Source organism: Okeania sp. KiyG1, from assembly GCF_014132355.1.
GTDB lineage: Bacteria > Cyanobacteriota > Cyanobacteriia > Cyanobacteriales > Microcoleaceae > Okeania.
The window spans coordinates 16,586-31,365 of sequence record NZ_BLZO01000093.1 but is presented as its reverse complement, the minus strand read 5'-3'; the positions used below and the strand labels follow the sequence as shown (position 1 = coordinate 31,365).

14 protein-coding genes and 1 pseudogene are annotated in these 14,780 nt (G+C 34.3%); 6 read left to right on the top strand and 9 right to left on the bottom strand.

What is annotated here, in order from left to right:
• Window positions 1-253: 253 nt before the first annotated feature.
• Window positions 254-766, bottom strand: a complete 513-nt coding sequence (locus SAGCYANO_RS22095; RefSeq protein ID WP_202222046.1) for a restriction endonuclease subunit R — start codon at window positions 764-766, stop codon at window positions 254-256.
• Window positions 767-1,030: 264 nt separating this feature from the next.
• Here SAGCYANO_RS22095 and SAGCYANO_RS22090 point away from each other — a divergent pair, with 264 nt between their 5' ends.
• Complete coding sequence (locus SAGCYANO_RS22090; RefSeq protein WP_202222045.1) at window positions 1,031-1,489, top strand: hypothetical protein; 459 nt, start codon at window positions 1,031-1,033, stop codon at window positions 1,487-1,489.
• Window positions 1,490-1,783: 294 nt separating this feature from the next.
• Here the strand turns inward: SAGCYANO_RS22090 and SAGCYANO_RS22085 are convergent, their stop codons facing one another.
• The gene (locus tag SAGCYANO_RS22085) at window positions 1,784-2,104 is read right to left on the bottom strand and encodes a hypothetical protein (protein WP_202222044.1); all 321 of its coding nucleotides are present in this window, start codon (window positions 2,102-2,104) and stop codon (window positions 1,784-1,786) included.
• Window positions 2,105-2,248: 144 nt separating this feature from the next.
• On the opposite strand from SAGCYANO_RS22085, the pseudogene SAGCYANO_RS22080 reads away from it, so the two are divergent.
• Window positions 2,249-2,580, top strand: a pseudogene (locus SAGCYANO_RS22080) (DUF2834 domain-containing protein).
• A gap of 341 nt (window positions 2,581-2,921) precedes the next feature.
• On the opposite strand, the gene SAGCYANO_RS22070 reads toward SAGCYANO_RS22080, so the two are convergent.
• Entirely contained in the window at window positions 2,922-3,788 is an 867-nt protein-coding gene (locus SAGCYANO_RS22070; protein ID WP_202222041.1) for an NAD-binding protein, read from the bottom strand.
• Window positions 3,789-3,828: 40 nt separating this feature from the next.
• Between SAGCYANO_RS22070 and SAGCYANO_RS22065 the strand changes: the two genes are divergently transcribed.
• Entirely contained in the window at window positions 3,829-4,008 is a 180-nt protein-coding gene (locus tag SAGCYANO_RS22065) for a hypothetical protein (RefSeq protein ID WP_202222040.1), read from the top strand.
• Window positions 4,009-4,210: 202 nt separating this feature from the next.
• Here the strand turns inward: SAGCYANO_RS22065 and SAGCYANO_RS22060 are convergent, their stop codons facing one another.
• The 3 genes from SAGCYANO_RS22060 to SAGCYANO_RS22055 form a co-directional block, all read right to left on the bottom strand.
• Window positions 4,211-4,972: a TrkA family potassium uptake protein gene (locus SAGCYANO_RS22060; protein ID WP_202222039.1), complete on the bottom strand. Its 762-nt coding sequence runs from the start codon at window positions 4,970-4,972 to the stop codon at window positions 4,211-4,213.
• A gap of 367 nt (window positions 4,973-5,339) precedes the next feature.
• On the bottom strand, window positions 5,340-5,468 hold the full coding sequence (locus SAGCYANO_RS47890) for a hypothetical protein (RefSeq protein WP_255502652.1): 129 nt from the start codon (window positions 5,466-5,468) through the stop codon (window positions 5,340-5,342).
• Between the two features lie 760 nt (window positions 5,469-6,228).
• Window positions 6,229-6,453, bottom strand: coding sequence for a hypothetical protein (locus tag SAGCYANO_RS22055; protein ID WP_202222038.1), 225 nt, complete (start codon window positions 6,451-6,453; stop codon window positions 6,229-6,231).
• A gap of 1,882 nt (window positions 6,454-8,335) precedes the next feature.
• Here SAGCYANO_RS22055 and SAGCYANO_RS22050 point away from each other — a divergent pair.
• The 3 genes from SAGCYANO_RS22050 (at window position 8,336) to SAGCYANO_RS22040 (ending at window position 10,885) form a co-directional block, all read left to right on the top strand.
• Window positions 8,336-10,282, top strand: a complete 1,947-nt coding sequence (locus SAGCYANO_RS22050) for an FAD-dependent oxidoreductase (RefSeq protein ID WP_202222037.1) — start codon at window positions 8,336-8,338, stop codon at window positions 10,280-10,282.
• Window positions 10,283-10,448: 166 nt separating this feature from the next.
• Window positions 10,449-10,592, top strand: a complete 144-nt coding sequence (locus tag SAGCYANO_RS22045) for a hypothetical protein (RefSeq protein ID WP_202222036.1) — start codon at window positions 10,449-10,451, stop codon at window positions 10,590-10,592.
• Window positions 10,593-10,669: 77 nt separating this feature from the next.
• Window positions 10,670-10,885 (top strand): hypothetical protein, encoded by a 216-nt coding sequence (locus tag SAGCYANO_RS22040; RefSeq protein ID WP_202222035.1) that lies wholly within the window; start codon window positions 10,670-10,672, stop codon window positions 10,883-10,885.
• Between the two features lie 2,229 nt (window positions 10,886-13,114).
• Here SAGCYANO_RS22040 and SAGCYANO_RS22020 read toward each other — a convergent pair.
• From SAGCYANO_RS22020 to SAGCYANO_RS22010, 3 genes are all read right to left on the bottom strand, one after another.
• On the bottom strand, window positions 13,115-13,342 hold the full coding sequence (locus SAGCYANO_RS22020; protein WP_202222031.1) for a hypothetical protein: 228 nt from the start codon (window positions 13,340-13,342) through the stop codon (window positions 13,115-13,117).
• A gap of 162 nt (window positions 13,343-13,504) precedes the next feature.
• Window positions 13,505-14,023, bottom strand: coding sequence for a hypothetical protein (locus tag SAGCYANO_RS22015; protein WP_202222030.1), 519 nt, complete (start codon window positions 14,021-14,023; stop codon window positions 13,505-13,507).
• A gap of 440 nt (window positions 14,024-14,463) precedes the next feature.
• Complete coding sequence (locus SAGCYANO_RS22010; protein ID WP_202222029.1) at window positions 14,464-14,769, bottom strand: hypothetical protein; 306 nt, start codon at window positions 14,767-14,769, stop codon at window positions 14,464-14,466.
• Window positions 14,770-14,780 lie beyond the last annotated feature (11 nt).

Below are 14,780 nucleotides of genomic sequence, written 5' to 3'. Positions count from 1 at the left end.
AACTATTTTACTCAAACGTTTAAGAATACGAAGAACATCAAAAAGTTCATTACCCGGATTACGAATAGCAAACACTTTTGACGTAGCATATTGAGGAACTTCTGTCTTGATTAACTTAACAAAAATGAAACTGCCACCCGTCATTTCAGTTATCAGTTATCAGTTATCAGTTATCAGTACCTCTGCAATAAGGAGGCTTGAAATAGGAAATTTTCTTTTTTATCACCTTGAAAGGGGAGGCTTGAGACCTTATTTATTCGGTCATAATTAAACCATAATTAGGATGTTCAGGATAGAGACTAGCCATTAGATAAGTTAACAATTGAGCCAGACCAGCTTCTATAGAAAACTCCGCTCTTTTAGACTCAATAACCATCATCCATAGCTGCTCATTCATAACAAGAGCATCAATTCGACCTCTAATAATCACCTCTTTATCTGCCAGTTCTAAATTAATAGACTTTTCAGAACGAATGTGATCAGGGTAGAGAAAAAATTTCCCAATAAATAAAATCGGATCGACTATTGCCATTCTGACAATATCTTCCAAAAAAGGTGGATTTTGTAATAAGTTAAAATATCCCTCTTGAAAGCGTAGCTCCTCCGCAGGAGGCACTTGATTAAGTAGTTCTTTTTCCCAGTCACTAATCTCTGGCAAATCATCTTGCCATTCTCGAAAAAATTGCTCGTCTCTGACTAATTGCAAACTGAAATTATCAATCAAATAACGGAGATTAATTTCTTGAGATTGAATAGTTTTAACCATAAATTTAATTAGTAACTTAACTTAAAAACAGTTATTAAAAAATCTACAAATATATCCTACTCATAATGCTTTTGTAACAACTCACGCTGGATATTAATTATAGTCAGTCTCATGCTAATTAAGGTTTTGGACTATGCCACGGTCGAAACTAGGGATTTAAAAATCCTACCATAAAAGGATGACAAAATTGGTGGGCACGCTTACAGTAGTTTCTCTTGTTTTAGCCGTATATATTAAGATAATCGTGAAGTGGATTTTAGAAATATGCTCATATATGGACTATTAATTTTAGTAATTATAATATTTCTCATCCGTTCCTCTGGTTTAAATATGATTCAAGAACCGAAAACTTGGACTTCATCAGAGCGAACAAGGTCAATTTTCCTCTTTCTGTGGAAGTTTATCAGTTATCTGGGTCTGTCTGCAATTTTTATCTCTCTAGGACTTATGATGGGCGTTATCGGTTATCATTGGGCAGCGGGTTTGAGTTGGATAGATTCTCTAGTAGAAGCTTCGATGATTCTTAGCGGTATGGGACCAATTAGTCCCCTCTCAACTACTAGCGCGAAAGTATTTGCTTCTGTTTATGCGCTCTTTAGTGGTTTGGTTTTTGTCATAGCGATGGGAATTCTTTTATCTCCTTTGGTCTATAGTTTGTTAAGTCAATTTCGTGTTCATATCAACAATGAAAACTTCCAACAAGATGAGCATTTAGCAAAATGATCGAGATCAAGTCAAAAGTCAAAAGTCAAAAGTCAAAAGTAAGAAATAAGAAATAAGAAGTAAGAAGTAAAAAGAAAATTATAGTGGTCAATAGGAGTCAAGGATTCAGCAAGTATTTATGCTTAATATTTAACTAAGAATTTGACTCCTAATCGAGGTAAATGAAGATAATTTATATAGTATAAATACTTAAGTAAGCTACGGATTTTATACTAATTTTAATGTTACAAATTGAAGGGCGGAATGTGGTTTATAAGAGTTATCTTCTGATTTTTAATGGTTCCTAAATGGGATTTATACTGAGATTAATCTAGTTTTCACCAAAGCTTTTTTCAAAGTTATAACTAATCTTTGAGTTTGATGTTTATAAAGTGGTTTAGGTAATATTCCTGGCAAATTATTCATTAATTCTCTAGCTTGATTAATGCTACATCCAGAAATACCAGCAATTTCATTTGCTCCTTGAAATATGGCATATTCTGAGGGGGCAGTTTCAATCATAATTTGCCAAGTAGGTTGTTTTATTTCACCATTTTCAATTCTTTTTAAACCATTAATTGTTGCTAAAACAATTAGGCGATCGCCTATGGCTAATTTAATATTATCTGAAGGCATTAATTTTGATTCATTTGGTGGCTTTTGATATCAGGAGTCATGGAGAAAGAAAGGATTTGAATAGCATTAATTTTTAATTTCCTATTCATACATTTCTTGGAAATTGCTATATAGAGTAAACTATTTTTCAGTGAGAGAAACTAAATGAAATATTTATATGGGTTGTTGTGTTTATTTGGCTTTGTATTGCCATATTCTCAATTTATTCCTTGGATATTAGAACACGGTCTTAATATTAATCTTCTACTTTCAGAAGCAATATCATCTCGTATTAGTGCTTTTGCTTGGTTAGATGTTTTAATTTCTGCTATTGTTTTGTTGGGCTTTATTGTTTACGAAGGTAATCAGAAAAAATTAAATATTTGATTTTTCCTATCTTAGGAACTTTAACTATTGGTGTTTCTTTTGGTTTACCTCTTTTTCTATTTCTCAGAGAAATTCAGAAAGAATCTCTTCAAACAGAGTCAGAAAATTAAACTCGTCAAGATCGGAAATATAGCACTACAAGAATTGGGCGCGGACATTTTTAAATCCTAAAACCCTACTACAAACAAAAACTTCTTTATCACTCATTATCAAGAAATCATATATAGCAATATGATTTGAGTTGTGAGATATTGGAAGCTTTTAGGGAACACCGGATCTGGGAACAGGGAACAGAGAAGAAGAAAAAAACGTATTATATGAATATAATAATTGCTATATCCTATACTTTTAAGGAACACCTAAATTCTCACAACTGATTCCTGATTGCTATAAATTATTTTTAATGATAAAAATACTCATCAGCTAATTTGAAAGAGGTAATTATTAATTATTAATTATTAATTATTAATCTCGCTTTCACAAGAACTTTTTTCAAAGTTCTAACTAATCTTTGAGCTTGATGTTTATAAAGTGGCTTAGGTAATATTCCTGGCAAATTATTCATTAATTCTCTAGCTTGATTAATGCTACATCCAGAAATCTTAACAATTTCATTTGCTCCTTGAAATTTTGCAGATTCTGATGGAGCAGATTCAATCATAATTTGCCAAGTAGGTTGTTTTATTTCGCCATTTTCTATTCTTTTTAAACCATTAATTGTTGCTAAAACAATTAGGCGATCGCCTACGGCTAATTTAATATCATCTGAAGGCATTAATTTTGATTCATTTGGTGGCTTTTGATATAATACTGTCACTACTCCATAACCATAAGCTATTTCAGCTAATATTAATCCATTTAAAGTATCTCCTGCTTCAATATTATATTCAGTTACTAATACTGTTTGATGGTCTATCCTAAATAAACTTAATATATTTTCTCCAAATGCTGCTCCGGCAAAAGCTTCTGCTACAACAGCAGAATTGCAAATAAAGGTAGAATATGGTAAAAGTTTGGCTAAATTATTGCTAAAACGTTGTTCAGAAGTACGAATTACTAAACGAATATTTGGATTAACAGAATAACCCATTAATGCTACTTCTAGATTTAACATTTCATCATTTGTGACAGCAATAATTCCTGTGGCAGTGGCTAAATTTACTTTTTCTAGAGATTTAATAATATTACCTGTAACTAGAGGAATTTGAGGATTTATATCTGATTCAGTTGCTGTAGAACTAATTGCTACTAATTTCTGTTTAAATTCTTGTAATAAAGTAGCTACTTGCTGACCTACTCTTCCTAGACCAATTATCACAACATGGTCTTGAGTAGGGATAGGATTTCTTCTGGCGAATTTGAATCTTGTACTTAACAATCTTTCTGTAATTAAACCATTCAGCAAAGCTACAAAAATAATTCCTACTAATGTTGTGATTAAACTAAAAAATTGCAGCCACCAAGGAAAATTATTCTCTAGTTTAATGCCACCAAAAATATCTCCAAATCCTCCTAGTAATAAAACTGCTGTGCCATAAAAAGCTTCTCTTAAAGTTGCCTCTGGATAATAAAACCAAAATAGTAATGTACCAGTGCATAAGAGAATTACTAAAATTAAGCCACTAGAAAAAACTAAGTTACGAATTGGGTTTTCATGAATCCAGTTCCAGTAGTTAATGACTATATTTTTAATTTCACTTGGTTTAATTTGAATAATTGAGCGAAATATTTGCCAAAATTTTAGGTAATTTTTATGAGATTTTTTTGATTCTTGGTCGTCAAAAATTCTGGTTTTTCAATATAAATTATTCGGTCGTTTGCTTGAATTAATTCATCACTATCCCAATCATAAAAATCTGATAATAATTGAGTATAATTAGTTGCATAACTAATGACTTTTCGATGACGATTATTGAGTTGATAAACAGGACGATCGTACCAAGGACTATCTGGTTGTATTTGACGTTTTACTATCTTTATTTGATATTTTTCTAGGTAAAAAAAACCAATAATTTCTGATTCTAAAGCAGCAACGGCAAAAGCTGGTGCAGGTAATTCCGTAGGTTCAAATGCTACATAATTTCCTAGCTGTTTACCTAATAGTTGATTGAGGTTTTCTTTTGCAGAACGGACTACAAGACGAATTTGAGGATTAATTAATCTTGCTGCTAGAGCGATCGCTAAATTTATTCGTTCATTACTTGTAACAATAAGTATTGCTCGACACTGTTGAACTTGACCCTGTCTTAAGATACTAGGTTCTCTTGCATCTCCAATAATTAATTGGTTCAACTGTGAAGATAAGTCTGAAATTTCCCAGTGTTGAGGTTGTATAATGTCTATGGCGTTAACAATTACACCAAACTGTTTCAGGGCAGCTACACAATGTTGTCCTAAACTACCTAAACCACATACTAAAAACCTATCTATTGATGGTGGGACTGAAGTATTTGTTGTTGAATTTGTATTGTGGGATTGATTATTAGGAGTCTGTGAGGACATTGGATATCTAATTACAAAGGGTCATTTCAGTTATCAGTTATCAGTTATCAGTTATCAGTTTTTAGCTCTGAAAAAAGAACGTGATTAATAATAGCAGGAATTAAAATATTTTTAGCAAGATATTTTTGAGATAAAAGAGGAAAATTATCAAGTAATATCAAATCGGGTTATACCATTTCTCAAAAATTGTAAGCATTTCCTCCGGAATGCTGCGCAAACAACCGTCAGCTGACGGCTGAATGCTTACAGAATAATTAACATTAACGCAAGCTAAAATTAGCATGCAAAGTAGTTTTGCTTGTACCTATCGGTTGACAACTGAAGTATTGCCCAAGTATAGCACTAATGCATGGGAATTGGTATTATATCAAATCCGTTTAATTCGGCACGTAAAAAATGTTCCATCTTCAACGATTACCAAATATTTCTCCATCTCCCCATCTCCCCATCCCCCATCCTCCCATCCCCCCATCTCCCCATCTCCCCATCCCCCCATCTCCCCATCCCCCATCTCCCCATCTAATTACACCGATGCTACCGGATTTGATATTAAACAGTTATAGAATGGTTAAGTATCTAGGAGTCAGGAGTCAGGAGTCAGGAGTCAGGAGGAGAAAGATAAGACAAGATGAGCGTAGTTATGGCAATTGGAGAATTTTTTTTATGTCCAATTAAACGGATTTGATATAATAAATAATATTTAAGCTATTTATTCTGAATAAGTGACTCCTAGAAAAGTTATAGCTATTTATAGCAAATATTTATGAATCTATCCCAGTAATAATATTTTTGCTAAAAACCCTAAATATTTTGAGAGTTATAAATGAAAAATCAAGCTTTTAAAACACATTTTACCTCAACAAATAAGCCGGTTAAAAATAGTGGGATATATTCATTAAGCTGTTCTAAATTATTCATATAGCAGGCAACAAGTAAAAGTGGGAAAAATATTTCCCCTTCTCAAATTCATCATCACTCTATGCTTTAACTGCTCTGGCAGTTGCTATCAAGTTGAGTGATATTATCTACTGCACAGAAATTAATGAATAATTTATAGATGTTAATTATTTTGGTGTTGGTGATTTGAGGTATGATATCATGTCCGGATAATTTCCAATAGAACTCTATTCCGCGCTCCGCTACCAAAAAACTTTCTCCTTCTATCCCTTTTTCTTCTGATTATTTATTCCCTACTGACCCCTACCTGACTCCTAAGTAATTAAGATTAATATCATAACAATAATTCAGCAACGCCATTATTTTTTCTTGGTTGACCAACGCCATCTTAAAAAAGCAATAACTTCTTCTGGTAATAAAATTAGATGAGGTTCATCTGAGATTAATAGTAACCAGTCTTCTTTCTGCTGACGTAGTTTCCATACAGGTGTTCTGGGATGAGATACTATCTGCCAAGAACCGAGTAAATCATGATTACAAAAAAATCCAAATTTTTGAGCATGATTTATGATTACATCTGTCATTATGCACAGCTCCTAAAACTAATTTTTCTTAGTTAGCATATATCAAATCTGCTTCAATACTTAGATAAACGATAAACAATTTTTAGATACTATCAAGTATAGAATAATTTTATACCATTTTTCTTCCTACTTATCTATCAGCAATAAAGCAAACTTATTTCTCAAATATTATAGCTTTAATTCAAACTTAGTCAAGTATTTAATTTTTTTTAATGATTAACTTCATATTTAGGTAGATTTAAGGACAGCAACTAACTTAGTAACTGCACCAATAAAATTTGTATATACAATTACTACTGTAATATTGTAGCTAAAAGTGAGCGATCGCTTGTCAGAAAGTTCTACCTTTAGATATAATTGCTATTTATCTTTATCTTGTCTGGTAAAGAACAGAAATAATATCAAATCTGGATGATTAGTTATCGTATAGCTGAGGAGTCAGGAGTCAGGAGTCAGGAGTCAGGAGAAAGAAAGGATTTGAATAGCATGAATTTTTAAATTCGTATTCAATAAACATCTCCAGAAAAGAGGGAGTAGGCAGTAGGCATTAGGGAGAAAGAATTGATAATTTATGGATAATAATTGATTTTATTTTTGATTTTTACCAGATGTCTAATAGACATCTCCTCCACGCTTATGGAGTAGGGAGTAGGGACTTTGCATGCAACGTCCGTACAGAGTAGGAGAAAGAATTGATAATTTATGGATAATAATTGATTTGATTTTTTATTATTGGAGATGTTTAATAGAACATCTGTATTAAGATTAAGTAATTTTGCGATTACTTTATAACCGGATTTTATATAATCTCAAAAATTAAAAAGCGTTCAGCTTAGATGTAAATATAGATAGAGGTTTTTTATTAGAAAAAAGCGCTGCTTTGAGTCTTTTATCTCCTTGTATTTGCTACTATTTAATGCTATTTTCACTCTTTGTTTTTACCGAAAAATTAAGGTATAAAGCCTCTCCATTCATGGAGAAAAAAGCGGTCTATCTTCGGAGCTTCCCGGAGGGTGGGATGGCGAGGAGACCTAGCCATATCCAATCGACCAAGAAAAGAAAAAAATCCTTTTAGCTAATCCTCTTCTTTATAAAAAGAGGTAATTATTAATTGTTAATGATTAATTGTTGAATATTCCCTCCATACCTTTTCATAGCATTTGCTTTCAACATCTCAGATAAAAACTATATATTAAGTATTTATTAGAACTTGATACCAGACATATAAAAATAGAATCAAGGGTAATTTTAGTTATCAGTTAGCCCCATAAGGTCAGAACTGCGTTAACAGTTATCAGTTAGCCTCCCCCGGAAGAGCTACCCTAGCAGTATCTCTGCAATAAGCAGGCTTGAAATCTAGAATATTCTCTTTCTCTTGGTCGATTTACCTGGCTCCGAAACCTCGCCATCCCACCCTACGGGAAGCTCCGAAGATCGACCACTTTTTATCCCCTTAAAAGAGGAGGCTATTAATACCACTTTGAAAAAAGAATGCTACAAAAGGGTATAGTTTTATCGGATATGCTTAAAAATAGCTTCTCCAGTTCATTTTAGATATTTATATCTATTTTTTTCCCCTTTTTTAAATATTTTTCCCCTCTTCCTTCTTCCTTCTTCCTTCTTTCGTACCGACTCCCTTATGCAACGTCCCTACCATTTGTGACAAACATTTATCAAATTGGTATAACCCGATTTTTGGTAAAAATACTAGACTTAAAGATTATTTATTTAGATTGTATTCTCCAATCCTTTGTCATCCAAAAACTTGAGAAAAGCTTAAGCATTCTATATTTTGATAGGCAAAAATCATCCACTAAATTACAATGTATCGAAGCTCTAATCGGCCAAATTAAAATTTCAAACAGTAATCAATTAATTGCTGATGAATCAATTCAATAATCTCAAGTCATTACAATCAGTTTCGCGACGAACAATACTCAAATTATTTACCGTTGCTACTGCCACTGGTCTACTTGGTTATACTAGATTTTCCAAACCACAACCAACAGTTTTTGTACAAGATAATCTGGACTTACCACGATATTTAAACAAATCTAAAAGCGTAGTAGTAGTTGGTGGTGGATTAGCAGGATTAGCTTGTGCTTATGAACTTAGTCAGCGAGGTTTTAGTGTTACTTTGTTAGAAAAATCGCCACAACTAGGAGGAAAAATTGCTAGTTGGTCTGTTAATTTTGGGGAAGAAAAATTCATGATGGAACATGGTTTTCATGGTTTTTTTCCTCAGTATTACAACCTCAAAAATTTAGTATCAGAAGTGAATATTACCGATAATTTTAAGTCTTTAGAGTTTTATTCCATGGTATTTAGAAAAGGGAAATATGACCCAGAAGTATTTCGTCCTAGCAATTCTGCTTTTCCTTGGAATATTGTGGATTTAGCAATTTCTTCTCCTAATAGATTGAGATGGGGAATTAATTTGGCAAAACCTAAACATTGGGAAGTTTTTCGGGCGATAGGTGGTTTTCAAGTAGATAAAACTTATCAGCAGCTTGACAATTTATCTGTAGCTAAATGGGTAAATAAAGATTTTCCGCAAGGATTGTATGATTTATATTTTTTACCTTTTGCAAAATCAAGTCTTAATGCTCCAGATAAATTGAGCGTTGCAGAGTTAATGCAGTTTTTTCACTTCTATTTTTTTGGTAATCCAGAAGGTTTAGCTTTTCATGGTACGAAGGAAGATATGGGTACAAGTTTAGTACAACCTATTGCTCAGGAAATTCAAAGTCGGGGAGGTAAAATTTTTACCGATATTGGTATTAGTAAAATTAATTGGAAACAAGGTAAAGTTGATTCTATTAGTTATCAATTAGGAGAGGCTAAAAGTGTAATTCCTTTTTGGGTAGAACGTAATTTAGAAATCAATAAACAGGATGCTAATTATTTTGGATCGAGCGATCGCCTTTTTGCTATTAAAGCTGGTTCAGATGAGGCTATTTCTCTGACTTGTACTCATCAAGGTTGTACTGTTAATTTAGCTGAAGATGGCAAATTTTACTGCCCTTGTCACGGAGCAGTTTATGATAGTCAAGGAAAGGTATTAACAGGTCCAGCAAAACGAAATTTATCGCGCTACAAAATTACTCAAAGTCGAGAAAATCAGGTGGAGTTAGTTGGTATAACAGAAAATAATTCAGAGATTATTCCTACAGAAATTCAGGCAGATTATTATGTATTTGCTACGGATGTTCCAGGAGTTAAACACTTATTTAATGTGATGGAGGGAGATGTCAATCAAAAAGTAAAAGACCGGGTAAAAAAACTGAATATAGCCGATCCATTTGCTGTCTGCCGTTTTTGGTTTGACCAAGACTTTGAGTGGAAAAATAGTAATTTTACTTCTCTATCCGGCTATCAATTAACTGATAGTATTACTCTCTATCATCGCATTCAAGAACAATTCATTAAATGGCATAAAAAAACAGGCGGTAGTGTAGTAGAGTTACACGCTTATTGTTACAAAGAAAAAGAGTTTCCTACTCAAGAAAATTTACTGACAACTTTTGAACAGGAATTGTATGAAATTGTGCCTGAATTAAAGGATGCTAATATGCTACATCGGGAATTGGTAAATCAGAAAAATTTTTCCGGTTATCCTCCAGGTAGTTATCAAGAACGTCCAGAAACTAACAGTGGTGTTAATAATTTGATATTTGCTGGAGATTGGGTAAAAATGCCTTTTCCCTGTGGTTTAATGGAAAGAGCTGTTAGTAGTGGGTTATTAGCAGCAAATGAAATTCTTAATCGAGAGGGTTTACAAAAGCGAAAATTACTATCAGTAAACCCAGAGGGTATTCTCAAAATTTGAGATAAGGAGTCAAGAGTCAGGAGTCAGGAGTCAGGAGTCAGGAGTCAGGAGGGAATAATACGAATTCTCAAAAACTTTTCTACATTTTGTTGAGCAGGGGACCCACCCTAGCCCCTCCCAGGAGGCAGGGTCTATTTATTGTCACCAGAGAAAAAAGGAGGAGGGGGTGGGAAGTGTGGGAGGTGTGGGAAGTATGGGAAGCAAAAGTAGTTACTACAAGCAGGCGATCGCCCCTCCAAAAACAACTGAGTTTGAGGAGCGGTCGCGCAGCGTTGCGGTAGCAATATTGCTTTTTTCATGGAGAAGTTAGAAAAGCGATCGCGCAGCGTTGCGCACCAAAAAATCATCTAACTTTCAGATCAAGTTTTGGCGTTGGTGAAAAGAGGTATGATATCTTGTCTGGATAAGAGCGCGAACAAAAAACTTTCTCCTTCTACTATTCTTTCTTCTGTAGTCCTGCATAGTTGCTATACAAGGAACAAGGGATGCTTGGCGCGGGAGCAAGATGCTCCCACTGCCGTACCTCGTAACAAAAATAATGCAATGCACGACCATTACAATGCACCACCACCCCTATACTTAATCCGGGAATTATCAATTTAATTTTCTGTTGTTTTAGTGCAAAAAAAACCTCCACCAATGAAGGCGAAGGTTATCTATCAGGGTGCATCTACCATTTCTTTTCCCATACTCCAATACTTAATCCGGGAATTATTCATTCATTTGATTTTCTGTTGTTTTCGGGTCAAAAAAAAACCTCCACCAATGAAGGCGAAGGTTATCTATCAGGGTGCATCTACCATTTCTTTTTCCCATATTCCAATACTTAATCCGGGAATTATTCATTCATTTGATTTTCTGTTGTTTTCGGGTCAAAAAAAAACCTCCACCAATGAAGGCGAAGGTTATCTATCAGGGTGCATCTACCATTTCTTTTTCCCATATTCCAATACTTAATCCGGGAATTATTCATTCATTTGATTTTCTGTTGTTTTCGGGTCAAAAAAAAACCTCCACCAATGAAGGCGAAGGTTATCTATCAGGGTGCATCTACCATTTCTTTTTCCCATACTCCTATAGTTAATCCGGGAATTATTAATTTAATTTTCTGTTGTTTTCGGGTCAAAAAAAACCTCCACCAATTACGGCGAAGGTTATCTATCAGGGTGCATCTACCATTTCTTTTTCCCATACTCCAATACTTAATCCGGGAATTATCAATTTAATTTTCTGTTGTTTTAGTGCAAAAAAACCTCCACCAATGAAGGCGGAGGTTATCCATCAGGGTGCATCTACCATTTCTTTTTCCCATACTCCTATAGTTAATCTGGGAATTATAAAGCTAATTTTCTGTTGTTTTAGTGCAAAAAAACCTCCACCAATGAAGGCGGAGGTTATCCATCAGGGTGCATCTACCATTTCTTTTTCCCATACTCCTATAGTTAATCCGGGAATTATAAAGCTAATTTTCTGTTGTTTTAGTGCAAAAAACCTCCACCAATGAAGGCGGAGGTTATCCATCAGGGTGCATCTACCATTTCTTTTTCCCATATTCCTATAGTTAATCCGGGAATTATTCATTCATTTGATTTTTTATTGTTTTCGGGTCAAAAAAAAACCTCCACCAATTAAGGCGGAGGTTATCTATCAGGGTGCATCTACCATTTCTTTTTCCCATATTCCTATAGTTAATCCGGGAATTATAAAGCTAATTTTCTGTTGTTTTAGTGCAAAAAAACCTCCACCAATGAAGGCGGAGGTTATCTATCAGGGTGCATCTACCATTTCTTTTTCCCATATTCCTATAGTTAATCCGGGAATTATAAAGCTAATTTTCTGTTGTTTTCGGGTCAAAAAAAAACCTCCACCAATGAAGGCGGAGGTTATCCATCAGGGTGCATCTACCATTTATTTTTCCCATATTCCAATACTTAATCCGGGAATTATTCATTCATTTGATTTTTTATTGTTTTAGTGCAAAAAAAAACCTCCACCAATGAAGGCGGAGGTTATCCATCAGGGTGCATCTACCATTTCTTTTTCCCATACTCCTATAGTTAATCCGGGAATTATTAATTTAATTTTCTGTTGTTTTAGTGCAAAAAAAAACCTCCACCAATGAAGGCGGAGGTTATCTATCAGGGTGCATCTACCATTTCTTTTTCCCATACTCCTATAGTTAATCCGGGAATTATAAAGCTAATTTTCTGTTGTTTTAGTGCAAAAAAAACCTCCACCAATGAAGGCGAAGGTTATCTATCAGGGTGCATCTACCATTTATTTTTCCCATATTCCAATACTTAATCCGGGAATTATTCATTCATTTGATTTTTTATTGTTTTCGGGTCAAAAAAAACCTCCACCAATTACGGTGAAGGCTATCTATCAGGGTGCATCTACCATTTCTTTTCCCATACTCCTATAGTTAATCCGGGAATTATTAATTTGATTTTCTGTTGTTTTCGGGTCAAAAAAAAACCTCCACCAATTACGGGGGAGGTTATCCATCAGGGTGCATCTACCATTTCTTTTTCCCATACTCCTATAGTTAATCCGGAAATTATTAACCTGAGTTTACCTCACTCAACCTCGCCATCAATACTACCAGTATAGAATGTGTACAAGTCGCCTTGAAAAGATTCAATTTTGTCTAAATTGACATCCTCCCGACGCTGCACTTGCGTGACAGTGCGGGATTCCTAACCATCGCGCTATTAGGTCTTTCTGCTTCAATGCACCAGCCTCCAAGGTCGAGCCTCTTTTCGGTCTTACGGTCGCTCCACAGACTGAAACTGCTAGCCCAGCAGCCATATTTCTAAGTCTAACACACTATTAACGAAACCGCAAAATTGATTGGTTTTCATCCCGACGCTCCCCTTCGGGAGAGCGCGGGTCTTCAACCAACGTTGAGATAAAATCAATCGAACTCCCTTGTAATAATACTTTTCCACTAGCAGGAAAATTATACTCATCTCTTTCAGTAATGTCTACTACCACCCATTGCTTAGGATACTTTTCTTCGATCTCCCGTATTTTTAGTCCTTGGGATTTTTTAACCATTTTAAGTATTTTTACTACAAGGATTACTAATAATATTATATAGCTCAAAACCTAGTAAAAAAAACAGTGGGCTGGCTAAGACTTTATACTCGTCGTAGCAAACCCACAAATCACTGTATTACCAGCCAAAAATAAAGTCTCTTCCTTCAGATATTAAGTTATTTATACCTGAAAAATATCGTTATCGTTATTAATTGGCAATCCAAAAAATGAGTCAGATGAATTTTCTAATCCCTGGTTAATTGTTTGTTCTTGTTGATTGATACCAGAGTCAAAATTCATTAATTCCTGAATTTTTACCTTCGCTTGCTCGAATGATTCTTCTACTAATAAATCTTCTTGACTTCCCTGGGGATATTGATTGATATCTAGATAATTTTCGATTTTGTGTGAGTCTCTATCTCCTGGAAAGAAAGATTGTATAAAGTTCCCTGGCCAGCTAGGAAGGTTATGTTGGTCTTCGGGAACAGCTATTGCTGGTAGGTTTTTCAGGCGGCTAGGAAAATCATCTTCTCGTAATAAATAGTCATATTTATCGGAACTAATTCCCTGGAAATTTGTAAAGGGAGAGAAAGCTAATATTCTTGTTCTTTGTTGAATATCTTCAGGTAGTTGATTAAAAATATCTTCAGCAAAGAAGTTTCCTTGGGAGTGAGCAACAATTAAAAATTTATCTTCCAAACTATTTCCTTGGTCAATGTTTTGAATTCTTTCTACAACATTGTTGGTAAATTGCGTACCTTCAAAATCATTTCCTGAAGTAACAGCTTGAATAATAGACTGGGCAAAGTCGAAGTTAATAGGTTTTGGTTTGCCTGACAGATTATATGTTTCTTCCTCAACCTGAGAGTTAATACCAGCTTTGTAGGTTGGGTTGAAGAATGTTAGCGCAGCTTATCCTTCGGATAAACCCAACATCAATTTTAGGAATTAAATCTCACATCAATATGAGGAATGTTAGCGCAGCTTATCCACAGAATAAACCCAGTATCAATCTCAGGAATTAAATTCCACATCAATATATTGTTGTTGGGTTGCGCGATCGCTTAACCCGACCTACAGTATTATAATTAATTATCAGGATATTATATGATGCGCCCTAATTAACTACTCAAATAATTTCAAGACTTGGGAGCTATTTTTAATTTAGCTGTAAATTTAACACCAAATTCCATTCCCAGTTCCAACTCTGCTTCCCATGTTAAATTACGCTTTTTACAAGCTTGTGAAAACTCGTCATAAACTTTATCTACAAGTTCGCTCAAATCTTCTATTACTTGTTCTTCGTCTATCATAAATGGAGCCAGAATAACTTCCTCTTCTACTGACTCTGTGACTCTTTCTGGTTCACTTTTTTGAGTAAAAATTACTTTTGGCTGTAAGGATACTACTTTTAACTTTTTTTCTGGTTCAGAAGTTGCAGACATTAGGTAATCCT